Origin of the sequence: Brevibacterium aurantiacum (genome assembly GCF_900169065.1) — a bacterium.
In the GTDB taxonomy this organism is placed as follows: domain Bacteria; phylum Actinomycetota; class Actinomycetes; order Actinomycetales; family Brevibacteriaceae; genus Brevibacterium; species Brevibacterium aurantiacum.
Genome location: NZ_FXZB01000006.1, coordinates 21,145 through 43,865, shown reverse-complemented (window position 1 = coordinate 43,865; position 22,721 = coordinate 21,145). Strand labels below are relative to the sequence as shown.

Genomic DNA, 22,721 nt, shown 5'->3' with positions numbered 1-22,721 from the left:
GGGCGCGCATTCACTTCAGTCACACAGTTTAGTCCGCTGATCCGTCGCTCGCGGCAGTGGCCACAGCAACGCTCACCTGCAAGCCGGCGAATACGCCAGCACGCCAGTGAATACAGGAAAGGGGACACGGCGATGATTCGCCGTGTCCCCTTTCCTGATGAAGGTGTTACGCCTCGATGAGGTCCACTCGCACCGACTCACGGCCGGCAAGAGAGTTGATCACGGTGCGCAGAGCCTTTGCGGTTCTCCCCGCGCGACCGATGACACGACCGAGGTCTTCGGGGTGAACCCGGACCTCAAGCGTGGTCCCGCGCTGTGACGAGCGGGATCGAACTGCAACATCGTCTGGATGATCGACGATGCCGCGGACCAGGTGTTCGAGCGAATCAGCCAACATGTCAGGCTTCAGCGCTCTCTTCGGAAGCAGCAGGTGCAGCTTCTTCAGCAGACTCAGCAGGTGCTTCCGCGGCCTTGTCCGAACCCTTAGGGGTGATAGCTTCCTTGATGACGGAGCCAGCGGTGGGAGCCACGTAGGCTTCCTTCTCCGGCTGCGGCTTCACAGTGTTCACTGCTTCGCCGACGCCGGTGTGCTTCTGCCAGTCACCGGTGAGCTTGAGCAGGGTGCGAACCTGATCGGTCGGCTGAGCGCCGACGGAGAGCCAGTGCTGTGCACGCTCCGAATCGATCTCAATGACCGAAGGGTTGCGTGTCGGGTGGTAGATGCCGATCTGCTCGATGGCCTTACCATCACGACGTGTACGCGAATCAGCGACAACGACGCGGTAGAACGGTGCACGGATCTTGCCCATGCGGGTCAAACGAATTTTGACTGCCACTTTAGTGGTGTCTCCTTTTGTCTTTAAGTTGCACAGAGGTCCCAGAAGAATCGTGGGGTTGATCTGCCGGAATCTGTGACCTGGACTATCACTCCGGGGCGGAAGAGAGGGCCCGCACCGGTAGCAAAAGTACAAGAGTCAATTGTGCCAGAAAGCCCTATTACTTTCCACCTGGGAACATTCCGCCGAAGCCCTTGGGCAGGTTCTTCATATCGAACTCTTCGTCACCGTCGAGATCGACTCCCCCGAAGGCCGAACCGACCGGATCCTTCGTCTTACCGGCCTTCTTATCTTCAAGCGCCTGAGCCTGCTGTGCCCGCTTGGCCGGGTTGCCCGACTGACCGCCCTTGCGGCCCTTCTTCTTGCCCACGGCCTTCTTCTTGCGGTTGGCTCCGCCACCGGGCATTGAGCCCATGCCGGGCATACCGCCCATGCCCGGCATGCCGCCTCCGCCCGGCATACCGCCGCCACGGGTCATTCCGCGCATCATCTTCTGCGCCTGAGTGAATCGCTCCATGAGCTGGTTGACCGCGGTCACCGTCGTGCCGGCGCCCTTGGCGATGCGTGCACGGCGCGAGCCGTTGAGGATCTTCGGGTTGGTGCGCTCTGCCGGAGTCATCGACCGGACGATGGCCTCGACCCGGTCGACTTCGCGCTCGTCGAAGTTCTCCAGCTGGTCTTTGTACTGGCTCATGCCGGGCATCATGCCCAGCATCTTCTTCATCGAGCCCATCTTCTTCAGGCCCGACATCTGAGTCAGGAAGTCATTGAGGTCGAAGTCCTCACCGGCCTCGACCTTCTTCTGGAGCTTCGCGGTCTCCTTCTCATCGAAGTTCTTCTCGGCCTGCTCGATGAGGGTCATGATGTCGCCCATATCGAGGATCCGGTCAGCCATCCGGTCGGGATGGAACTGCCCGAACTCCTTCATCGACTCACCAGTCGATGCGAACATGATCGGCTTCCCGGTCACCTCGGCGACGGACAGCGCGGCACCGCCACGTGAGTCACCATCGAGCTTCGAGAGCACGACACCGGTGAAGTCGACTCCTTCGAGGAAGGCCTCAGCAGTCTTCACCGCATCCTGACCGATCATCGCGTCGATGACGAAGAGGACCTCATCTGGGTTGACCGCGGAACGGATGTCCGCAGCCTGCTGCATGAGCTCTTCGTCGATGCCGAGTCGACCGGCGGTGTCGACGATGACGACGTCGTGGAGCTTGGCCTTGGCGACCTCGAGCGAATCCGTGGCCACCTGCACCGGGTTGCCGACGCCGTTGCCGGGTTCTGGTGCATAGACGAAGGCGCCCGCACGTTCACCGACGATCTCGAGCTGATTGACCGCGTTGGGACGCTGCAGGTCGGCTGCGACGAGCATCGGACGGTGGCCTTCGGACTTCAGCCAATAGGCGAGCTTGCCGGCCAAGGTGGTCTTACCCGCACCCTGAAGACCGGCGAGCATGATGACCGTGGGTGGTCGTTTCGCATAGTTGAGGCGACGGGTCTCCCCGCCGAGGATGCCGACCAGCTCATCGTTGACGACCTTGACGACCTGTTGGCCCGGGTTCAGTGCACCCGAGACCTCTTCGGACAGGGCCCGCTCGCGGATGCGTCCGGTGAATGCACGAACGACCGGCAGTGCGACGTCGGCGTCCAGCAGGGCGCGGCGGATCTCGCGGATGGTGCCATCCACATCGGCTTCGGACAGCCGGCCCTTGCCGCGCAAGTTCTTGAACGTCGCGGTGAGCCTGTCGGAGAGAGAATTGAACACGTACAAGCCTTCTTCACGATAATTGGTCGACTCCCTAGCCTAACAACTCAGTAGTGTCCGACTGAAACCGAGAATGCTGGGAAAGCGCCCACAACCGCCTCACCCCAGAACCTGTCGACTGCGCTGAGATGACTGATCGCCTCGGTGGGGTGGCTGCTTCCACCCCACCGAGGCGATCGGTGAGTACGCTCACGCACTCCCCCTCACCGAGGCGGCCGGCGAGACCGACCGACCCCCTGGCGGGAGATTTCGGGGCTCAGCGGAACGAGTAGGCCTGCTCCGCGTGTTCGAAGGCATCGATGCCCGCCAGTTCGTCTCTGGGATCGATGCGCAGCCCCATGGTCTTGCGGAGGACGAGAGCGATGACCAAGGTTACGACTCCGGCGTAGATCAGGGCGACGAGTGTGGCCACGATCTGGGACACGAGAAGCCCCAGCCCTCCACCGTGGAAGAGACCCGCGGCCGAATCTGGACTCGGAACCGCGAAGAGGCCGATCATCACGGTGCCGATGACACCGGCGACGAGGTGGACGCCGACGACGTCAAGAGCATCGTCGTAGCGGAGGCGGTTCTTGGCCTCCACAGCGAGCACAGCTCCAGCTCCTGCGGCGATTCCGATGATGACTGCCGCGTACGGTTCGACATTTGCACAGGCTGGGGTGATGGCCACGAGGCCGGCGATCGCGCCGGAGACGCTGCCGATGCTGCTGGGGCGAGTCGCCCGAATTCTCTCGATCGCGATCCAGGTGATCATTCCGGCAGCTGGGGCGGCGAGGGTGTTGACCCAGATCAGCCCGGCCTGTTCGATCGTCGAGGCGGCTCCCCCGTTGAACCCGAACCAGCCGAACCACAGCAGTGCCGCGCCGAGAACGGTGATCGGAATGTTGTGGGGCTTGTGTGGTGTCGAATAGCGAGCCCGGCGCCCCATGACGACGACGAGCACGAGGGCCGAGATCCCGGCATTGATGTGCACGACCGTGCCACCGGCGAAGTCGATCGCGGGCCCGAAGGCGCTGCCGATCGCACCCGATTCGCTGAGCAGTCCGTCACCCCAGACCATGAAGGCCAGAGGGCAGTACACGAGGGTGACCCACAGCCCGGCGAAGACCAACCAGGTGGAGAACTTCGCCCGATCAGCCACGGCACCGGCGATGAGTGCGATCGCGATCATTGCGAAAGTGGAGCCATAGCCGATGGAGATGAGGGCTTCGGGTTCGTTGGCGACTGCGTCGGCGAGGCCGATCTGGGACAGCGGATTGCCGAAGATCCCCAGCACCGAGTCACCGGAGCTCAACCCATATCCGAAGAGGACCCAGACGAGCCCGCCCATCGCCATTGCCGAGAACACCATCATCATCATGTTGATGCTCGAGGTGATTCGGGTCATTCCGCCGTAGAAGAAGGCCACACCGGGGGTCATGAGCAGGACCAGACCGGCCGCGACCATCATCCATACATTCACTGCGTCGAGTTCCATGTCGTCTCTTTCGTGTCTCTGTCGGCTCCGATTAGAACCGAACAGTGACAGTGTCCATGACGGATGTCACACCTGAGAGTCGATCATGTTTCCAACATGTTACACGGACGCTCTCACAGGGGGATATTGCCGCATTCGCCTGCGGAGATGATGGAGCCTGCGCAGTGCCGATTGAGTCACCGCGACGACGGAGTCTCTGCGACGAAGCGGAGTCAGTCGAGGAGTGCGTCGACGAAGCCCTCAGCGGTGAATGGTGCCAGATCATCGGCGCCCTCACCGAGGCCGATGAGCTTGACGGGAACTCCGAGCTCACGCTGAACGGCCACGACGATTCCGCCCTTGGCCGTGCCGTCGAGCTTCGTAAGCACGATGCCGGTGATGTTGACCGCCTCGGCGAAGACCTTCGCCTGCTGCATTCCGTTCTGACCGGTCGTGGCATCGAGGACGAGGAGCACCTCGTCGATTTCGTGCCCCTCACCCAGGGGACGAGTCGCGACACGTTTGACCTTGCCGAGTTCGTCCATCAGGCCGATCTTGTTCTGCAGGCGTCCGGCCGTGTCGATGAGCACGACGTCGGTGTTCTCCGACTTGCCGCGTTCGACGGCGGAGTAGGCCACGGAGGCGGGGTCTGCGCCCTCCTCACCGCGGACGGTTTCGACTCCGACGCGTCCGCCCCAGGTCGACAGCTGCTCTGCAGCCGCGGCGCGGAACGTATCGGCTGCGCCCAGGAGCACGGTCTGGTCTTCGGCGACGAGCACGCGGGCGATCTTGCCCACGGTTGTGGTCTTGCCGGCGCCGTTGACGCCGACCACGAGCATCACTGCTGGGTCGTCGCCGGTGCCTGAGACCGCGAGCTCGCGGTCCATGGTGGGGTCGACCAGCTTGATGAGCTCCTCGCGCAGCAGCCCTCTGACCTCTTCGGGTTCGCGGGTGCCGAGGACCTTGACGCGTTCGCGCAGCCGGTCGACGAGTTCGGTGGTCGGATCGACTCCGACGTCGGCGAGGATGAGCGTGTCTTCGATTTCCTCCCACGTCGATTCGTCGAGGTTGTCACGCGAGAGCAGACTGAGCAGTCCGCGGCCCAGGCCGGAGTTGGACTTCGCCAGGCGTTCGCGGAGGCGAACGAGTCGGTTCGCTGGTTCGGTGGGAACCTCGGAGCCGCGAGTCGCCTCCTTCTCCTTGGCGACCGCCTCGGAGATGTCGTCGATCTTGAGTTCGCCGGTGACATCGGCGTCGATGCTGCGCCGGTCGCGCAGTCCCTTCCGCTTGGCGTTGACGCGCAGGGTGAAGCCCAGCCCGACGACCAGCATGAAGACGATGGCTGCGACGATGAGCAATACGATCGGCTGATCCATTGACGTACGTCCTCCTTTGAGTACCTTTGCAGGCCCCACGTTCTCACGTGGCGACCGCCGGTCAAGGGTGCAGTCCTGGTTCCGTTGCGCGCATCAGCCCGAGACCGTTGTCGCGTTCCGGTGGCCCGCACCCAGCGCCCCGTTGTCTCGGGGCGCGTGTGATGATGTCGTGTTGTCCGGTCAGGAACCTCGGCTGCCGAAGAGCAGACCGGCTGTGGTTCTCCATCCGGTCCCGGATTCCGGGATCTTCCAATGGCGGGTGCGCGGTCTCACGGTCAGCAGAGACGGCGCTGCGTGCCGGCGCGGCTGCGGCCTGAGCACGTAGGAATGGTCCCGGATCGCGGTGACGGCGGCCTGTTCCCGAGTCGCGAGATGGGAGGTGCCGTCATCATGTCCGAAGAATTCGTGGACCTCGTCGTCGTAACCGGTCCATTGTCCCGGCAGTCGAAACCGCTGCACATCGGAGGAGTACTTCAGGCGACCTTCGGCCCTCAGCCCCGGCAGTGCGACAAGGAGCACGACGATGAGGGCGAGTGCGAACGATACGGCGAGTCCGACGATGACGACGAGTACTGCATTCATGCTCTCGAGTCACCTCGTGATTCAGCCGACTCGGCCATGGACGTCCCGCTCCTCAAGCTTTTCGATAATGCTTCCCTGTGCTCAAGTCTATCGTCCAAACACACGACATTTGTGCTCAGGGGCCGTGAGCCTGTTGGAGAATTTCCTGGGACTCCCCTGGACATCCCTGCCAAATCGGCGTCTGACGAAGGTCCGCCGATCATGGGATCCGCTGCGAGATGACCTTCGACACACCGTCCCCATGCATCGTCACCCCGTAGAGTGCGTCGGCGATCTCCATCGTGCGCTTCTGGTGGGTGATCACGATGAGCTGGGAGGAATCCTGCAGCTCCTCGAACACGGTGAGCAGGCGGGACAGATTGAGATCGTCAAGGGCCGCCTCGACCTCGTCCATGACGTAGAACGGGCTGGGCCTGGCCTTGAAGATCGCCACCAGCATGGCCACAGCGACCAGTGACCGCTCCCCGCCGGAGAGCAGCGACAGCCGTTTGACCTTCTTGCCCGCCGGCCGGGCGTGGACATCGACGCCGGTCGTGAGCATGTCATCGGGGTCGGTCAGGCTCAGTGAACCCTCACCGCCGGGGAACAGTCGGGAGAAGATGTCCTCGAACTCCCGCGCGGTGTCCGCATAGGCTTCGGCGAAGACCCGTTCGACGTGCCGGTCGACCTCGTCGACGAGCTTCATCAGGTCCTTCCTCGAGGTTTCGATGTCGGTGATCTGCTTCTCGAGGAACTGGTGCCGTTCCTTGAGCGCCTCGTACTCCTCGAGCGCCAGCGGGTTGACCGTACCGATGCGTTTGAGTGCGGCAGTCGCCTGCTTGTGTCTCTTCTCCACCTCGGCCCGCACATAGGGCCGTTCCTCTTCGTCCTCACCGAACGCAGGAACCGGAGTATGGGGACCGTAGAGTTCGACCAGCCGCTCCAGGCTCAGTCCCGTCTCCTCCCCTGCCCGGTTCTCGATCTCCTCGAGTTTGAGTCGGAACCGCTCCTTCGCGAGTTCGGCTTCCGCCGCGGCATCTTTGAGCCGCTGCAGCTCGGTGCGCGTGGTGCCCAATTCCTCGCCGAGGTGGCCCTTCTCCTCCCGCATCTGCCCGCGCTCTTCGACGAGGACCTGGATCTGGGAGGCCAGTTCGGTCACTGTCGTCTCCGCGAGTGCCGTCGCGTTCTGTGCGGTCTCGACGATGAGCACCGCCGAGGCCGCGGACCGCTTCTTGCGGGCGATCGTCCGCTGCGTCTGTTCGCGTGCGCTTTCTTCGGCTGCTGCCTGTCGCAGCAGGGAGTCGACCCTGTCGGAGAGGAATCGTGCCCGGTCCGTGGCTGCCTTGTGGCTGATGCGGGTCTCGATGACGTCTTCGGAGGATTGGGAGACCTGTCGGCTCAGTTCGTCGCGGTCCGTGGTGTCGACGACCTCTTCGACGTCCCCTGCCCCGGCGAGGGCGGATTCGGCCGTGCGGGCATCACGTTCGGCCGTCTCCAACCGTGTCGCAAGCTCCACCTCGTTGTCCTTGGCCCGTTGCAGGCGGGTTTGGGCTGTGGTGATGTCGCTCGTGATTCGTGAGACTTCTTCGCCTGCGGCCATGATCGCCGCATCCGAGGAATGCAGCTTCTCAAGCGCCGCGGCGGCCACTGTCTTCGCTTCGGTGAGCTTCGCGGCGACCCGATCGATGTCGGTCTCGACTCCGCTGTGAGCTGTCTGCAGTTCGGACATGGAGGCTTGGGTCTCCTCGAGCGCGGTCTGCGAGGCCAACCGCGTCCCCGAGGCGGTGCGTGCCCGACTGACCCGCGTCGCGGTCACGATCTCCCCGTGGATGGTCACGGCGGTGAGTTCGGGATGGGAGTCGATGACGGACAGCGCACTGCCGGCATCGTCGACGCACACGACCGTCTCCAGCGCAGCGTTGAGGAGCTGGGTGAGCTCGGGGACATCGCTGCTGACGACCTCGGTGAGCCACCGCACTGTCGACTTACCGTCGGCAGAGCCGGTGAGCGTGGGCAGTGCCCGCGACTTGGCCATCGTCTCGGCTGTCGGGTTCGCCCCCTTGCCTGCGCTGGACTTGCCCGCCGCTCCCCCGCGTGACCCCGCACCGGCGGGAATCGTGAGATGGACGTTCGTGTCCTCGCCGAGGTGGTCGAGCACTGTCAGCGCCACCTGGCCGGAGTCGACGAGCACACCGGAGACCGTGTTCGACAGAGCAGCGGCCACGGCCATCTCGAACCCGGTGGCCACGCTCAGTCGTTCGGTCACCGCCGAACCGACACCCGGCAGATCGGCGTTGAGGATGTCTTCGAGGTCGGCTTCCAGCGCGGTGCCCAGTGACAGGGCTTCGGCCCTGGCCTGCGCCGAGGCCAGCTCGGAGGCCGTCTTCGCCTTCTGTGCGCGCAGACCCTCGAGTTCAGTCTCCAACGACGTCGCAGCCTCGTTGGCAGACTCGTATTCCGTGTCGAGTTCGGATTCCCCGGCTTCGACCCCTTCGACGGCGGCTTCAGCTGTGGCCAGTTCCTCGCGGCGTTCGGCGATGCGGGCCGATGCGGTGTCGATCTCCGTCCGGTTAGCTTCGATTCGGGCTGTGAGGTCGCTGATGCGCTCACGCGCCTGGGAGTGCTTCGACTGCAGTGCCGACCGGTTCTTGATCGCCTCGGTGATGGCCAGTTGTGCCGCTTTGACCTCGTCATCGGCCTTCTTCAGCGCCAGAGCGAGTTCTTCCTTGCGCATCTGGCTGCGGTCCAGTGCTGCTGCGGATTCCTCCACTGCAGTCTCCGCGGTGCCGAGCTCTTCCCGGTGATGCTCGGCTTGGGATCTCAGCTCTTCCGGTGATTTCGATTCGCGGCGGCCCAGGCTCGCGACCTCGGAGAGCAGGTGTGCGCGTTTGTCCTCGGCGCGCTGGGCGATCCCTTTGGCCCGCACGATCTGGGTCTGGGTGCGCGACTCTGCGGTGCGCAGGTATTCGAGTTCGGAATCGAGCGTCCCCAGGCGTGATTCGATCTCCTGCAGCCGCTCTTCGGTGCGGGAGCGGCGATGTTCGAGGTCGCTGATGCGATCGCCTCCGTCCTCGCCGCCGGCGCTGGCGGTCGAGGCCAAAGAGGACTGCAGGCGCACCGTGTCATCGGCGAGCAGTCGTGCTGTGGAGTCGCGCAGTGTGGCTTGGACCGTGGCGGCCTTCTGTGCGGCCTCCGCCTGCCGGCCCAATGGCCCCAGCTGGCGGTTGAGTTCGGTTCGCAGGTCAGAGAGGCGATCGAGGTTCGTCTGCAGACCCGTGAGTTTGCGCACAGCCTTGTCCTTGCGCCGCCGGTGCTTGAGGACGCCGGCGGCCTCTTCGATGAAGCTGCGGCGCTCGATCGGATCCGCGTGGAGGATCGCATCGAGACGACCCTGGCCGACGATGACGTGCATCTCCTTGCCCAGGCCCGAGTCGTTGAGCAGCTCCTGGATATCAAGGAGTCGTGCCGGTGTCCCGTTGACGGCGTATTCGCTTCCCCCTGTGCGGAAGAGGGTGCGTGAGATCGTGACCTCGGTGTAGTCGACGGGGATGGCTCCGTCGGTGTTGTCGATGGTCAGGGTCACCTCGGCGCGGCCCAATGCCTGGCGTTTGGAGGTGCCGGCGAAGATGACGTCGTCCATCTTGCCGCCGCGCAGATTCTTCGCTCCCTGCTCGCCCATCACCCAGGACAGGGCGTCGACGACATTGGACTTGCCGGATCCGTTGGGGCCGACAACACAGGTGATGCCCGGCTCGAATCGGAGAGTCGTCGCCGAGGCAAAGGACTTGAATCCTCGCAGGGTCAGGCTTTTGAGATGCATTGTCCACCCAGCATATCCCGAAGGAGTTCCAACAATTCTCGAATCTTTTGATAGAGTATTTCCTCGTGCGCCGAAATCGGCGTCTTTCCTCCGTAGCTCAGTTGGCAGAGCATTCGACTGTTAATCGAAGGGTCGCTGGTTCGAGCCCAGCCGGGGGAGCTGATCGAGGCCCCGTCGTCCGCGACGGGGCCTTGACCATGTCCGGGCAGAATCGTCGGCACCATGGCGAAGTCTGACCCCGTCTCGCATCTCAGCTGAAATGATCTTTGGTGTGAACCGATAGGAAACTGAAAAATCGGACTAATTTGGACTCAGCGCCCCAATCGGCCCGGTGACAATCAACGCCGTCCATGAACAGGAAGGAGCGCCGACCGGGACCGGCCGCGGACTTACTGCGGCCACGCTGATCGGCAAGCATCCCTATGAGCAGTGAAACGACAAAGACTCAGGAGCTGATACGGCACCTGAAGAATCCGACCACGAAGCAGAAGCCGCTCATCCGCAAGGGCGTCGACAAAGTGGTCTTCTTCACGGCAGGCGTCCTCGCAGTCGGCTTCGTCGTCTGGGGCTTCCTCTCTCCGGACAGCCTCGGTGCTGTGGCAGGAACTCTGCTGACCGGCGTGATGGACAACTTCGGCTGACTCTTCGTCATCGCCGCCACCGTCTTCACGATCTTCGTCATCATCGTCGCCCTGTCCAAGTTCGGGCGGATTCCGCTGGGCCGAGACGATGAGAAGCCGCAGTTCAAGACCTCATCGTGGATCTCGATGATGTTCGCGACCGGTATGGGCATCGGTCTGGTGTTCTCCGCGGTCGGCGAGCCTCTCTTCTTCTACATGTCTCCCCCGCCGAACACGGTCGATGGTTCGACTGCGGAGGCCATGGGCACCTCGATGGGTACCACGCTCTTCCACTGGACCCTCTACCCCTGGGCGATGTACGCGATCGTCGGACTCGGCGTCGCCTACGGCTCCTTCCGTCTGGGACGCTCCCAGCTGTTCTCGTCGATGTTCACCCCACTCTTCGGTGAACGTGCGGTCAACGGCGCCGGCGGCAAGGTCATCAACATCCTCGCGATCCTCGCCACGCTCTTCGGCTCGGCCTGTTCACTGGGTCTCGGTGCGATCCAGATCGGCGGAGGCATCGAATCGGCTGGCATCATGTCCGATGTCTCCTCGCCGATCCTCGTCATCATCATTGCGATCCTCACCGCAGCCTTCGTCGCTTCGGCCGTATCCGGTGTCGCAAAGGGCATTCAGTGGCTGTCGAACATCAACATGGTCCTGGCGATCATCATCGCCCTCATCGTGTTCATCGGCGGACCGACTCTGTTCATCCTCAACGTCATTCCCTCCTCTCTCGGTTCGTTCATCCAGGATCTGCCGCAGATGGCGTCGCGGACCGCAGCCAACGGCCAGGACGTCAACACCTGGCTGTCCTCGTGGACCGTCTTCTACTGGGCCTGGTGGGTCTCATGGTCACCCTTCGTCGGCCTCTTCATCGCCCGCATCTCCCGCGGTCGCACCGTGCGTCAGTTCGTCCTCGGCGTTCTCATCGTTCCTTCGGTTGTCTCGACAATCTGGTTCGCGATCTTCGGTGGCGGCGCCATCGGCATCCAGGAACGTGCTGAGCGCGGCGAAGGCACCGTCAAGGCCTTGGCGAAGATCGTCGACGGGGAACCGGACATCAACATGGATACGATCCTGTTCGATCTCCTCGGCGCTCTGCCGCTGCCCAACGCCATTGCCATCATCTTGATGGTCGTCACGGTCATCCTCATCGCGATCTTCTTCGTCCCGGGTGCCGACTCCGCGTCGATCGTCATGGGCACGCTGTCGGCCAACGGCCGCGAAGAGCCCGGCAAGGGCCTCGTCCTCTTCTGGGGTGTGGCTACCGGTGCTGTGGCAGCGGTGATGCTCCTGGCTGGAGGTTCCGACCCGGCCGAGGCTCTCGAGGGTCTGAAGAACATCACGATCGTGGCGGCATTGCCGTTCGTCATCGTCATGCTGCTGTTGTGTGTGGCCGTCTGGAAGGACCTTTCCCGAGATCCGCTGATCATTCAGGGACAGCTGGCCAACCACGTCCTCGAGCAGTCGGTCGCCACGGCCGTCAACGAGTACGACGGTTCGGTCTTCGGACTCGAGACCTCTGAGCTGCCGGCCGAGGACATCGAGAACGACTCCGACGACGATACAGGCACAAGCCAGAGCTGACCTTCCGGTCACCAACGGTCCGAGGGCCGGGTACTGCTCCGAACGGAGCGGAACCCGGCCCTCGTTCTCGTTCCCGGCTGGCCACCGCTATATTCTGTGTGTATGGATTCGATGACCGGGCTGAGCAGCATTCTGCAACGCTTGGAATTCCAGGGCAGCGTGACGTTGCCCGGTCGACCGTCCGAAGCGCTGTCTCGTTGGCGACGGAAGAGAAGCATTGCCATCGGAATCTCGTTCGCAGCAGCCGGCGCTGGAGTGGTGCTGATTATCATCGGTGCCATTGTCCGCGATGTCGGATTCTGGTCTCTCAGCATCATCGTCGGCGCGTTGCTTGGCGTGCTGGGTCTGTTTGTCGGAGTGATTCTCGTCGGCGTGGGTCTGCTCTAGCGTGAGCGCATCGCCTCCGAGAAACTTCCCGTGCGCCTTGATGCTGTCGGAATCTCCCTGCGCGGCATCGGCCACATACCTTGGAGAGATCTTCGCGCCCCCGAACGCCGTTATGTGCCGGTCAAAAACGACATCGGGGGCCGATGCACCGTCATGCCGCTGACGCAGCGCGCTCAGGCCCGGGTACGCATGCAGCCCGGTGATTGGCAGCTGCGAGTCGGTCCCCGCCCGTACCTGAGCTTCGACCAGCCGTTCCTTCTCCTGCCCGGAGTCCAGGGCCTCAGTGAGGACGAGGTCGTTCGACTCTTCCACCATGTCTGGTCCACGTTCTCGACTGGGTACCAGCGCTGAGGGACGGTATGGGCTCAGGCGCCCATCCTGCCGCGCCGCTGACGTGAGAAGATAGCGCCGTGCGCCTGACGGATCAGCGGGAAGGAAGCGACGACGAATGAATACGATCATCCGAACCCACGGCGTGGTGTCACTCGTCGTCGGGTGGATGCTGACCGGCATGGGGATTCTGGCCATCGCGACGGTGATCATTCTTTCCGTATTCGTGGAGGACTGGATGATCATATTCCTCTTCGGTCCTGTCCTCCTGTTCATCGGTGCTGCAGTCAACTTCTGGATGGGGTCTAGGGCACGATTGGAGATCACTCCCGATCGCTTCATCTGGTGCGGATTCATCGGTCGAGCTCGAAGCATCGCCTGGCACGATGTGCACCGGATTGTGCGACCCCCGCCAGGTTCACCCCCACGTCTGGCCGCGGTCGCGCACCTCAGAGACGGCAGTTTCGTCGAGGTCACAGCCCTCTGGAAATCTCCTTCCTGGCCGACGACCTATCTCAGTCACCAAGACCACGGGCGCGCGCAGCAGGCCCTGATCGATGGGCACATCGCACACCTCAATCGGATGTCACGAGGTTCCCGGCAGCAGCATGGGCGACAGCAGCCCGGCTGGTCTCAGGGGCAGTCCGGCTCGCCTCAGCGGTAGCGGGGCGGCTTCTGGCAGTTCGGGCAGAAGTGGCTGCCACGTCCACCGATCGTCATCTTCTCGATCTCGGTCCCGCAGCGCACACATTCCTGGCCGCCGCGTCCGTAGACGAGCAAGGCACGGTCGAAGTAGCCGGATTCGCCGTTGACATTGACGTAGAGCGCGTCGAAGCTCGTCCCACCCACAGCCAGGGCATCGCTCATGACTCGTGTCGCGGAGTCGAGAACGGCGGCCAGACGGGACTTGCGCGTGCGAGCGGGAATCGCCAGGGGGTGGATTCCGGCGCGGAACAGTGCTTCGTCGGCATAGATGTTGCCGATGCCGCTGACCAGGGACTGGTCGAGCAGCGCTGATTTGACCACCGTCCGCTTACGAGCAAGCTGCTCGAGAGCGAGTCCGGGTTCGAAGGCCGGTTCCAGAGGATCGGCTGCAATGTGATTCGCCGAGGCGGGCACGAGCCGACCATAGGCATGCACCAGTGGCTGTACGCCGAGATGGCCGAAGATCCGCTGATCGATGAAGCGCAGCTGAAGGCTCTCACTCCCCCGCTCAAGGCGAAGGATTGCCCGGGTATGTCGGTGGATCTCGTCAGCGGCATCGTGGACGCGCAGCTGTCCGCTCATGCCGAGGTGGACGAGCAGGCTGAGTTCGGGGGCAGCCGGCTCGGCGGCCGGGCCGGCCCCGAGGTCCTCCCCCAATGTCAGCCACATGAACTTGCCGCGACGTTCGGCAGCGATGATCCGGCGACCGGTGACAGCGGCGATGAACCCGTCGACGGCGGAAGCATCGATGCGACGCTGGGATGTCGTTCCCAGGATTCGGGGGTCGATCACCTCGGCGCCGGTGATGGTGGTGCCGGCAGTCCATTCATGGACGCCCACACGGACGCTCTCGACCTCGGGAAGCTCAGGCATCAGGAATGCCTCAGCGCGTGTAGTCCGGGTAGATGGTGCGGATGGCCTTGACGGCGACTTCCGCTGCTGCCGCTTCGGCGTTCTTCTTCGAGGATCCGTCGCCGGTGCCCCAGCCGTTGGCACCCAGAAGGGCGGTGGCGGTGAAGACCATGGCGTGGTCGGGTCCCGAGGACACGATCTCGTAGCTCACAGCACCCAGGTCAAGGTCGGCCGCTGCTTCCTGCAGGGTCGTCTTGTAGTCCATTCCGGCACCAAGATTCACAGCGTCGGAGAGCATCGAATCGATGAGTCGGTGGACGAATGCGAAGGCCTCTTCACGTCCCCGGGCGACAAAGGTCGCGCCGATGAGGGCTTCGACGGTGTCGGCGAGGATCGAGTCCTTGTCGCGTCCGCCGGTGAGCTCTTCGCCCTTGCCCAGAAGTATGTGGGGGCCGATGCCGTGCCTGCGCGCGATCGACGCCAAGGCTCGGGTATTGACCACGGCGGAGCGCATCTTGGCCAGTGAGCCTTCGGCCAGATCCGGGTTGTCGTAGTACAGCGACTCGGTGGCCACGAGGCCCAGGACGGAGTCGCCGAGGAATTCGAGGCGCTCGTTCGTGGGAATGCCGCCGGCTTCGAAAGCGAAGGAGCGGTGAGTTAAAGCGAGACGAAAAGTCTCGGGATCAATATCGATCCCGAGACTCTTCTGCAGTTCTGCTGTGGTGTCAGTGTCCACAGGTCAGACGTCAGCGACCTTGCGTCCCTTGTATTCAAGGAACAGCGGGGTGCCGGCTGCGTCTTCGACAACTTTGGCCTGGTGAGGGCGCGAGTACACAACGCGACCGTTCTCCACAGTCTTGACCAGGCTAGGAGCCTGTGCCTTCCACTGCGAACGACGGTGGCGGGTGTTGCTGCGCGACAATTTACGCTTTGGAACAGCCACGTCTAGCTCTCTTTCTTCTCATCCAACAAACTCTTCAATGATGCGAACGGCGAATCCGCTTCGCTCTCGTCCACCTCGAGGTCTTCCCCCACGGTGAAGCTGAACTCTTCGCTTTCGTCCTTTGACGGACTGAACGGAAGAGCCATTACGACAGCGTCTCGAATCGCGGGCTCGAGGTCGAGCTGATCGCGGTCGATGACATAGGAATCCTCGTCGCCCTCGGCCTGCTCATAGACGTACATCTCTTGGATGTCGACATCTATAGGCAACTCGATTTCGTCGAGAGTCCTTACATCTTCGCCGCGGGCCGTGGCCGAGACTGAGCCCGACACGTAGATTCCCTCTGACACGCTTTCGAACATCAGCTCGAGTGCCAGTGGTGAACCTTCTGCGACCCCGATCACTTCGATCTTGAGATCCGCCGGAGCAGACAGGGTGGTGTTCACCCGTTCCCATTCACCAGGATGACCGAGCAATCCCATCGACCTGAGATCGTAGACGAACTCAGACTGCTTCTTCATGCTCACTCCTCCTTTACGTGATTGAGGATGCTTACTCCTGCGTTCACACGCGACTCACCATTCTAGTCATCATCGCCGGTCATTACCAATCGAGCCTGCGAAGTTGCACAGGTGTTCCTGGTCACCATTTCTCGCGGTGATTGCGCAGCGTCACCCCACCGGCGGCCAAGAGCAGCGCACCGGAGATCGTAAAGACGATGCCCGAGCCCGCGATGAGGGTGAGCAGGGACGCCGCCGAGGGGATTGCGACTTGGCTGAGTCGGTTGCCGGCGAGCCGGATAGAGAGGACCGCGGCACGGTTGGCCGGGTCCGACAGGGTCGAGACCCAGGTCATCGTCAGCGGCTGCGTGAGCCCGAAGCAGAACCCGGAGATGAGCAGCAGGATCGCCAGCGCCCAAGGCTGAGTGAAGACGGGGATGAGGATGATGCAGACCCCTGCCAGCGCCGAGGCGGTCCACAGGAGCGAGAGATTGTGCCATCTGCGGGTCAGCACCCCGATGATGAGCCGCGAGATGACCGAGGCGAGCGTGCGCAGGGTCAGCAGCCAGGTCACCGTCGTCACCGACAATCCGTTCTGCTGACCGATGAGCGGCAGATAGGCCGTCATCAGGTCCACGGCCGCCAGCGTGGTCATCGAGGCGAGGATCGCGGGCTTCATTCCCCGGATCGAGAGCAGAGACCAGGGCGTGCGGGCGTCCTTGGCCGCATCGGCGCGGGAGACGTGCGGTGTGCGCCCGCGGAGCATGACGATGACCGCTGCGACCAGTGTCAGCGCGGAGACCCCGGTCATGAACCACAGGGCACCGACGATGTGCGGTGACCCGTCGGTCGAATCCGCGATCATGCCGGCCACAGGCAGACCGATCGTCTGACCGATCGAGACGCCGAGCGTGAGAAAGCCGAACTTCGACGTCAGGGCCGAGGCCGGGAAGCTCTGCGGGATCAGCGCTTGGGAGGCCACGGTCGTCAGCAGCTGACCCAGGCCCAGGCTCATCGTGGCGATGAGCAGAACGCCGAGGTTGGGCGCCAGCGCGGCGAGACCGACGGGCACGATCGAGAGGATCGTCCCCGTCCACAGCACAGCTGTGGCATAGCCGCGATCGACGAGTCTGCCGACGAAGAGCGCAGTGAGCAGCGGGACAAGTGAGTAGCAGGCGGTCATGAGACCGAGAACGACACCGCTGCCGCCCAGCTCCAGAGTTCGATAGGAGATGAGGACGCGCACACCGTTGTAGGTCGCGTGCGCGATCACGGTGTGGAAGATGAGGCCGAGGAACCATGCCCTGGAGGAGGAAGAGGGAATCGGCATGCCTCAGCGGCTGGCGTTCAGCGCCGACAGCACCGCATCCGGCACCAGACCCGTGATGTCTCCCCCGCCGGAGTGGACTTCCTTGATGAGTGAGGACGAGACGTGTTCGTACTCGGGATTCCCCGGAACGAAGATCGTCTCGAGCTCGCTCAGATGCTTGTTCATCAGCGCCATCGGCAGCTCGTAGGCGAAGTCCGTGCCCGAGCGCAGCCCTTTGACCACGGCAGGTGCGCCGATGGAGGTGCAGTAGTCGACGAGGAGGCCCCCGGCGACGGTGTCGATGGTGACGTTCTTCGCGCCTCGGGTCCGCTCGTCCTCGTCGAGTGAGCGGCGGATGAGATCGGCGCGAACCTTCGGGTCGAAGCGTCCGGACTTCTTCGGATTGTGCACTACGGCCACGACCACCTCGTCGAAGAGTCGGACACTGCGGGCGATGACATCGAGATGACCCATGGTGATCGGGTCATAGGAACCGGGGCAGACAACCTTCATGGCTTCATCGTATCTCTCAGCTGCGACCACTGGTCGTCGACAGGCTCGTCGAGGTCCTCGGCCCTGACGATGACAGCCTCGGGTTCCGTCAGCGGATTGTGCAGACGGGATGCGGCGCAGCTCATGACTCTGCCCACGATCGCCAGCGACAGCTGCTCGTCACCGGCTGCGATCGCCTCGGCGAGCTCCCGGTGCGTCTCGATGAGGTCACACCTGACCTCGTAACCGCGCGGATCGGAGAGCGAGAGCAGACGAGTGTGGACCATGGAGACCTTCATCAGGTCACTGAGTCTGACGGACCCGGAGCAAGCGATGATCGAGTGGTGGAAGTCGAGGTCGGCATCGCCGATGGTGCGCGCCGTGTTCTCCGTGATCGCCTCCTCCAGCCTGGCCAGCGCCTGGTGGATGCGGGCGATCGGCTTGCCCGATCGAATCACGATCTTCACAGCCTGGGCTTCGATGGCCTCGCGGACCGCATAGACGTCGTCGATGTCATCGGTGCTCATCCGCTTGACCCAGACTCCGCGGCCGGGCGCATGCGTCATCACTCCTTCGCTGACGAGGCGCTGCAGAGCCTCCCGCAGTGATGGTCGGGAGACGACGAGGAGCTCGGCCGTGCGGACTTCGTTGATGGACTGCCCCGGCGCCAACGAGCCGCTGTAGATGGCGTTTCTGATCTGGTCGGCGATGAGGTCGATCGTCGAGGAGCGGATGACCTTGCGCAGGACAGGGAGCTCCGAGGTCGGGGGTGAAGGCATATCACGATCATATAACGTTGTCTGACAGTGTGACATCCGGACAACAAAAGTATTGAATAGTGTTCTTGAGACGCATGTCATGAAGATGTGTCAACGCACTAAGAAAGGGACAGCTATGAAAGCCATCAAGGGGCTAGCCGCCGCGACCTCGATTCTCGCTCTGACACTCACCCTGGGGGCTTGCGGCGGAAGCGATTCCGACAAGAGCACTCTGCAGAAGGCCATCGACGACGGAAAGATCTCAGTCGGCTTCGCCGGTGAGGCACCGTACAGCTTCGAAAAGGACGGCGAGCTCCAAGGCGCCTCGGTTGAAATGGCCAAGACAATCTTCAAGGAGCTCGGCGTCGACGACGTCGAAGGTGTCAACACCGAATTCGGCTCACTGATCCCCGGCCTCAATGCCGACCGCTTCGGGGCCATCTCTGCCGGAATGTCGATTCTTCCTGATCGCTGCGAACAGGCCGCCTTCGGCAATCCTGAGTTCATGTACACCACTGCCCTGATGACCAAGAAGGGCGAACAGGACGGCATGAAGACCATCGACGACGTCAAGGAGAAGGGCCTCAAGCTGGCCACCATGACCGGTGCGATCGAATCCGACTACGCCAAGGACCTCGGCATCAAGTCGCAGGAAGTCGGCACTCCCCAGGACGGCATGGACGCCGTGACCACAGGCCGTGCCGATGTCTTCGCTCTGACCGGCATCTCGCTCAACTGGATGGCACAGAACAACAAGGATGCCGACGTCGAGGTCAGCGAATCCTTCGTCCAGGAGATCGACGGCGTCCCGCAGATCGGTGCCGGCGCCACGGTCTTCCGCACGGATGACACAGAACTCAAGGATGCTTGGAACAAGGAACTCGACAAGATCGTCAGCGACGAGAAGAAGTACCTTGACGTTGTCGGCGACTACGGCTTCACGAAGGAAGAACGCCCCGACGGTGAGATCACAACGGATCAGCTGTGCAAGGGCGAACTTCCCACAGCCAAGTCCTGATCTGTCTACTGATCACCTCAGATCATGACTGACAATTTCACAACGTTGCTGAATTTCCTCCCACAGCTGTGGGAGGGAATTCAGACAACGCTCATCCTCACCGTCGCGGGCGCGATCGGCACCATCATCATTGCGATCGTCCTCGGGCTCGCGATGACGTCGCTCCACGCCTGGATGCGTATCCCGGCACGCATCATCGTCGAGTTCTTCCGCGGCACATCGCTGCTCGTGCAGCTGTTCTGGCTCTTCTACGTCTTTCCGCTCCTCGGCGTCGACCTCGACCCCATTCTCTGCGGCATCGGAGCTCTGGCTCTCAACTACGGTGCCTATTCCGCCGAGGTGGTTCGGTCGTCGATCAAGACCGTCGACAAGGGCCAGTGGGAGGGTGCCATCGCACTCAGCCTCTCCCCCACCAGACGAATGGTCCGCGTCATCTTCCCCCAGGCCTGGGCACTGATGGTCCCGTCCCTGGCGACCTTGCTCATCCAGCTCCTCAAAGGCACAGCGGTGGTCTCCTTCATCACTTTGCAGGACCTGACCGAAAAGATCGATCAGCTGCGCCAGTCGACGAACGACACCTACTTCGCCTTCACCATCGGGCTCATCATCTACTTCGTCATCGCCTGGCTGATCCAGGAGGGTATGAACTTCCTCGAACGCAGGGCCACAGCAAAGCTGGGCCGCAGACGACCCAACTCACGTGCCGACAGACGGGTAGCGCGCCGCGACGCCCGCGCAGATAAGAACAGTGACCCCGGTTCCACTTCAGTGGCTGGGCCGAACGCAGGCAACGTCGGATACGGAGGCCCACTGTGATCTGGAACTGGGAATTCGCCGCCGAAGCGCTGCCGATCCTCCTGCGAGGATTCGTCAACACGCTCATCGCCACCGTCATCGGCACGCTCATCGCCGTGGTCCTCGGCCTCATCATCGCCGTCGCGATTCGGTCGCTGCCACGCTGGATCAATTGGCTGATCCGACTGCTCGTCGCTTTCGTCCGCAACACACCGCTGGTCATGCAGCTGATGTTCGTCTACTTCATCTTCGCCGGGATCCCGGGCCTCGTCGATGTTCCGGCGCTCGTCATCGGCTTCATCGTCATCGGCATCCACTATTCGACCTACATGTCGGAAAGCTACCGTGCGGGCATTGATTCGGTGCCTCCGGGCCAGCATGAGGCAGCGACCGCGCTGTCGCTGCCGCCGGTCCGGAAGTTCACCGCGATCGTCCTCCCGCAGGCTCTGCGCGCCACGGTCCCGTCGTTGGGAAACTACGCCGTCGCGATGTTCAAGGACACCCCGTTCCTGTTCGCGATCTCTGTGGTCGAGCTCGTCACCTCAGCACAGCAGTTCGGAGCGGCGAAATTCGCCTACACGGAAGCCTTTACTCTGGCCGGTCTCATCTTCCTCGCCGCCAGCTACCCGACATCCCTGCTCATCCAACGAATGGAGAAGCGCCTTGCCACCTACTGAGAACACCTCATCAGCACCGGGCACCACCTCGACCTCCGGCACTCCGGCGATCGAATTCAAGGACGTGGAGAAGCGGTTCGGGAAGACAACGGTCCTCAAGGACCTCAACTTCACCGTCGCCCCCGGAGAGCGTGTGACGCTCATCGGCCCCAGCGGCTCCGGCAAGACGACGATTCTCCGTCTTGTCATGACCTTGGAGGAGCTGACCGGCGGCTTTATCTTCGTCGACGGCAAACCCCTGACGCACACCGAGAAGAACGGCAAGCGCGTCGAGTTGCCGTCGAAGACGACGCGCGCCATGACGACGCGGATCGGGATGGTCTTCCAGCAGTTCAACCTGTTCCCCAACATGACGGTGCTCGAGAACATCATCGAGGCTCCCGTCCATGTGCTGGGCAAGCCGAAGGCAGAGGCCGTCAAAGAGGCGAAGTCTCTGTTGGAGAAGGTCGGACTCGGCGAGAAGGCCGATGAGCATCCCACCAGGCTCTCGGGCGGTCAGCAGCAGCGTGTGGCCATCGCCAGAGCATTGGCGATGAGCCCGGAGATCCTCCTCCTCGACGAGGTGACCTCCGCGCTCGACCCCGAGCTCGTCGGCGACGTCCTCGGCGTCCTCCGCGACATCGCAGAGACCACCGACATCACCATGCTGCTCGTGACTCACGAGATGCAGTTCGCCCGCGAGGTCTCACACCGGGTGATGATGTTCGACGGCGGTCAGGTGCTCGAGGAAGGTCCGCCGGACCAGATCTTCAACAACCCGCAGCACGAGCGGACGCGGACGTTCCTCTCCAGCGTGCAGTAGCCACACGTTCAGCAAGGCCCACCGGAGTACGACTCCGGTGGGCCTTGCTGCATCTCATCCCGCGTGCTTCAGCTGCGGATGCGGCGCACGAGCCGCCAGATTCTCACGATCACCGCAATGCCGATGAGCACCATGGCCACCCAGAACAGGATGTCCGTAGGTCCTGGCCAGAAGATGTCAGATCGACTCACCGGATCGGCAGCTTTCGCATCCGACAGGCTCCTCAGCCACTTGAGTGCCAACCAGAAGAGCAGCAGACCCACTCCGCACGCTGCGAACACCCAGGGTGTGCGGTACCAGGGGCGGCGGGAGCTCACGCCGACTCGTTCGCTGCTGCTGAGTCCGATACCTCTTCAGGCTTGCCTTTGAGCTGGACGAAGTACAGAGCGGTCTCACCGAAGGTCTTCGAACGGAAGACCTCGAGGGCCGCCGGCATCGTCGGTTCCGGGGCCCGAGATGCCCGTTCGACCACGACGATGGATTCCATGTCGAGGAGTCCGGAGAGTCTGCCCAGAATCTGAGTCACAGCGTCCTCACCCAATGGGTAGGGCGGGTCCATGAAAACCAGGTCGAAGATGCGCCCATCGCCGTCGTCCAGGTCGCTTCGTGTCTCGAGCACCTCGCCGTCCAGAACCGCATCGAGCCCTTCTCCGTGCTCGCCTTCCCCACTGTGGGTTCCCCCGCTGTGCCCCTCGGATTGCAGCTGCGCCGAAGCGTGCTGCTTCGGGACACGCTGGGAGCTGAGGAAAGACACGACATCCGAGGAATGGATCCGAGTCGAGTGATCGATTCCGAGCTTCGCGGCATTCGCCTCGACCGCACGGGCAGAGGCACCGGCCGAATCGACGAAATCGACTTCGGCGGCACCCCGCGACATGGCTTCGAAGCCCAGTCCACCGGACCCGGCGAAGAGATCGAGAACGTTCGCGGCCTGCAGCACCCCGTAGCCGTCGAGCATGGAGAAGAGTGATTCCTTGACTCGATCCGAGGTCGGGCGGGTGTTGGACCCGCCCGGTGCGACGAGCTTGGAACCTTTGTACGCACCAGCGATGATTCTCATTGCGGCTCCTCCTCATGAGGGTGGTTCGACAGCACACGAAGGCTTGTCTTCTCACAGTAGCGC

The 22,721-nt window shown here is 62.9% G+C and carries 25 protein-coding genes and 1 tRNA gene; 10 read left to right on the top strand and 16 right to left on the bottom strand.

Annotated elements, in window-relative coordinates:
• Positions 1-166: 166 nt before the first annotated feature.
• From BAUR9175_RS05360 to smc, 7 genes are all read right to left on the bottom strand, one after another.
• Positions 167-397 carry an RNA-binding protein gene (locus BAUR9175_RS05360; RefSeq protein WP_009885102.1) on the bottom strand — a complete coding sequence of 77 codons (231 nt, stop codon included), beginning with the start codon at positions 395-397 and terminating at the stop codon, positions 167-169.
• Position 398: 1 nt separating this feature from the next.
• Positions 399-836, bottom strand: a complete 438-nt coding sequence (rpsP, locus tag BAUR9175_RS05355) for a 30S ribosomal protein S16 (RefSeq protein WP_009885103.1) — start codon at positions 834-836, stop codon at positions 399-401.
• A 160-nt stretch (positions 837-996) separates the two neighbouring features.
• Entirely contained in the window at positions 997-2,604 is a 1,608-nt protein-coding gene (gene ffh, locus BAUR9175_RS05350) for a signal recognition particle protein (RefSeq protein ID WP_101583214.1), read from the bottom strand.
• A gap of 256 nt (positions 2,605-2,860) precedes the next feature.
• Positions 2,861-4,081 (bottom strand): ammonium transporter, encoded by a 1,221-nt coding sequence (locus BAUR9175_RS05345; RefSeq protein ID WP_009885105.1) that lies wholly within the window; start codon positions 4,079-4,081, stop codon positions 2,861-2,863.
• Positions 4,082-4,293: 212 nt separating this feature from the next.
• Positions 4,294-5,436, bottom strand: a complete 1,143-nt coding sequence (gene ftsY / locus BAUR9175_RS05340) for a signal recognition particle-docking protein FtsY (RefSeq protein ID WP_009885106.1) — start codon at positions 5,434-5,436, stop codon at positions 4,294-4,296.
• 180 nt (positions 5,437-5,616) lie between these two features.
• Positions 5,617-6,018, bottom strand: a complete 402-nt coding sequence (locus tag BAUR9175_RS05335; RefSeq protein WP_009885107.1) for a hypothetical protein — start codon at positions 6,016-6,018, stop codon at positions 5,617-5,619.
• Positions 6,019-6,217: 199 nt separating this feature from the next.
• Positions 6,218-9,817: a chromosome segregation protein SMC gene (gene smc / locus BAUR9175_RS05330; protein ID WP_101583154.1), complete on the bottom strand. Its 3,600-nt coding sequence runs from the start codon at positions 9,815-9,817 to the stop codon at positions 6,218-6,220.
• 86 nt (positions 9,818-9,903) lie between these two features.
• Here smc and BAUR9175_RS05325 point away from each other — a divergent pair.
• From BAUR9175_RS05325 to BAUR9175_RS05300, 6 genes are all read left to right on the top strand, one after another.
• Positions 9,904-9,976 (top strand) — tRNA-Asn (locus BAUR9175_RS05325).
• Between the two features lie 263 nt (positions 9,977-10,239).
• Positions 10,240-10,458, top strand: coding sequence for a choline/carnitine/betaine transporter (locus tag BAUR9175_RS05320; protein ID WP_009885109.1), 219 nt, complete (start codon positions 10,240-10,242; stop codon positions 10,456-10,458).
• 9 nt (positions 10,459-10,467) lie between these two features.
• Positions 10,468-12,030 (top strand): BCCT family transporter, encoded by a 1,563-nt coding sequence (locus tag BAUR9175_RS05315; protein ID WP_101583153.1) that lies wholly within the window; start codon positions 10,468-10,470, stop codon positions 12,028-12,030.
• A 102-nt stretch (positions 12,031-12,132) separates the two neighbouring features.
• Complete coding sequence (locus BAUR9175_RS05310; protein WP_125178233.1) at positions 12,133-12,417, top strand: hypothetical protein; 285 nt, start codon at positions 12,133-12,135, stop codon at positions 12,415-12,417.
• A 30-nt stretch (positions 12,418-12,447) separates the two neighbouring features.
• Entirely contained in the window at positions 12,448-12,768 is a 321-nt protein-coding gene (locus BAUR9175_RS05305; protein WP_125178234.1) for a hypothetical protein, read from the top strand.
• 97 nt (positions 12,769-12,865) lie between these two features.
• The gene (locus BAUR9175_RS05300) at positions 12,866-13,411 is read left to right on the top strand and encodes a hypothetical protein (RefSeq protein WP_009885112.1); all 546 of its coding nucleotides are present in this window, start codon (positions 12,866-12,868) and stop codon (positions 13,409-13,411) included.
• On the opposite strand, the gene mutM is transcribed toward BAUR9175_RS05300, so the two are convergent.
• The 7 genes from mutM to BAUR9175_RS05265 all read right to left on the bottom strand — a co-directional run bounded on the left by mutM (position 13,402) and on the right by BAUR9175_RS05265 (position 18,327).
• Complete coding sequence (mutM, locus tag BAUR9175_RS05295; protein WP_009885113.1) at positions 13,402-14,325, bottom strand: bifunctional DNA-formamidopyrimidine glycosylase/DNA-(apurinic or apyrimidinic site) lyase; 924 nt, start codon at positions 14,323-14,325, stop codon at positions 13,402-13,404. The two genes, BAUR9175_RS05300 and mutM, sit on opposite strands and share 10 nt — an antisense overlap.
• A gap of 10 nt (positions 14,326-14,335) precedes the next feature.
• Positions 14,336-15,040 (bottom strand): ribonuclease III, encoded by a 705-nt coding sequence (gene rnc, locus BAUR9175_RS05290; RefSeq protein WP_009885114.1) that lies wholly within the window; start codon positions 15,038-15,040, stop codon positions 14,336-14,338.
• A gap of 3 nt (positions 15,041-15,043) precedes the next feature.
• Positions 15,044-15,247: a 50S ribosomal protein L32 gene (gene rpmF / locus BAUR9175_RS05285; protein WP_009885115.1), complete on the bottom strand. Its 204-nt coding sequence runs from the start codon at positions 15,245-15,247 to the stop codon at positions 15,044-15,046.
• Positions 15,248-15,249: 2 nt separating this feature from the next.
• Positions 15,250-15,768 carry a YceD family protein gene (locus tag BAUR9175_RS05280; protein ID WP_009885116.1) on the bottom strand — a complete coding sequence of 173 codons (519 nt, stop codon included), beginning with the start codon at positions 15,766-15,768 and terminating at the stop codon, positions 15,250-15,252.
• A 121-nt stretch (positions 15,769-15,889) separates the two neighbouring features.
• Positions 15,890-17,077, bottom strand: a complete 1,188-nt coding sequence (locus BAUR9175_RS05275) for an MFS transporter (RefSeq protein WP_009885117.1) — start codon at positions 17,075-17,077, stop codon at positions 15,890-15,892.
• 3 nt (positions 17,078-17,080) lie between these two features.
• Positions 17,081-17,569 carry a pantetheine-phosphate adenylyltransferase gene (gene coaD / locus BAUR9175_RS05270; RefSeq protein ID WP_009885118.1) on the bottom strand — a complete coding sequence of 163 codons (489 nt, stop codon included), beginning with the start codon at positions 17,567-17,569 and terminating at the stop codon, positions 17,081-17,083.
• A complete protein-coding gene (locus BAUR9175_RS05265) occupies positions 17,566-18,327 on the bottom strand; it encodes a GntR family transcriptional regulator (protein ID WP_009885119.1) in 762 nt (253 codons plus the stop codon). Before BAUR9175_RS05265 ends, coaD begins: the two co-directional genes overlap by 4 nt.
• A 115-nt stretch (positions 18,328-18,442) precedes the next feature.
• Here BAUR9175_RS05265 and ehuB point away from each other — a divergent pair, with 115 nt between their 5' ends.
• The 4 genes from ehuB to ehuA are packed head-to-tail and all read left to right on the top strand — an operon-like array spanning position 18,443 to position 21,598.
• On the top strand, positions 18,443-19,324 hold the full coding sequence (ehuB, locus tag BAUR9175_RS05260) for an ectoine/hydroxyectoine ABC transporter substrate-binding protein EhuB (protein WP_009882490.1): 882 nt from the start codon (positions 18,443-18,445) through the stop codon (positions 19,322-19,324).
• 24 nt (positions 19,325-19,348) lie between these two features.
• Positions 19,349-20,140 (top strand): ectoine/hydroxyectoine ABC transporter permease subunit EhuC, encoded by a 792-nt coding sequence (ehuC, locus tag BAUR9175_RS05255; protein WP_096145859.1) that lies wholly within the window; start codon positions 19,349-19,351, stop codon positions 20,138-20,140.
• Positions 20,137-20,796, top strand: coding sequence for an ectoine/hydroxyectoine ABC transporter permease subunit EhuD (gene ehuD / locus BAUR9175_RS05250; protein ID WP_009882488.1), 660 nt, complete (start codon positions 20,137-20,139; stop codon positions 20,794-20,796). The genes ehuC and ehuD overlap by 4 nt, the downstream gene beginning before the upstream one ends.
• Complete coding sequence (gene ehuA, locus BAUR9175_RS05245; protein ID WP_096145860.1) at positions 20,783-21,598, top strand: ectoine/hydroxyectoine ABC transporter ATP-binding protein EhuA; 816 nt, start codon at positions 20,783-20,785, stop codon at positions 21,596-21,598. The genes ehuD and ehuA overlap by 14 nt, the downstream gene beginning before the upstream one ends.
• Positions 21,599-21,666: 68 nt before the next feature.
• Here the strand turns inward: ehuA and BAUR9175_RS05240 are convergent, their stop codons facing one another.
• Together BAUR9175_RS05240 and BAUR9175_RS05235 are read right to left on the bottom strand one after the other, a co-directional pair.
• The gene (locus BAUR9175_RS05240) at positions 21,667-21,915 is read right to left on the bottom strand and encodes a hypothetical protein (protein ID WP_009882486.1); all 249 of its coding nucleotides are present in this window, start codon (positions 21,913-21,915) and stop codon (positions 21,667-21,669) included.
• A complete protein-coding gene (locus tag BAUR9175_RS05235; protein WP_096160628.1) occupies positions 21,912-22,658 on the bottom strand; it encodes an RsmD family RNA methyltransferase in 747 nt (248 codons plus the stop codon). Before BAUR9175_RS05235 ends, BAUR9175_RS05240 begins: the two co-directional genes overlap by 4 nt.
• Between the last annotated feature and the right edge of the window lie 63 nt (positions 22,659-22,721).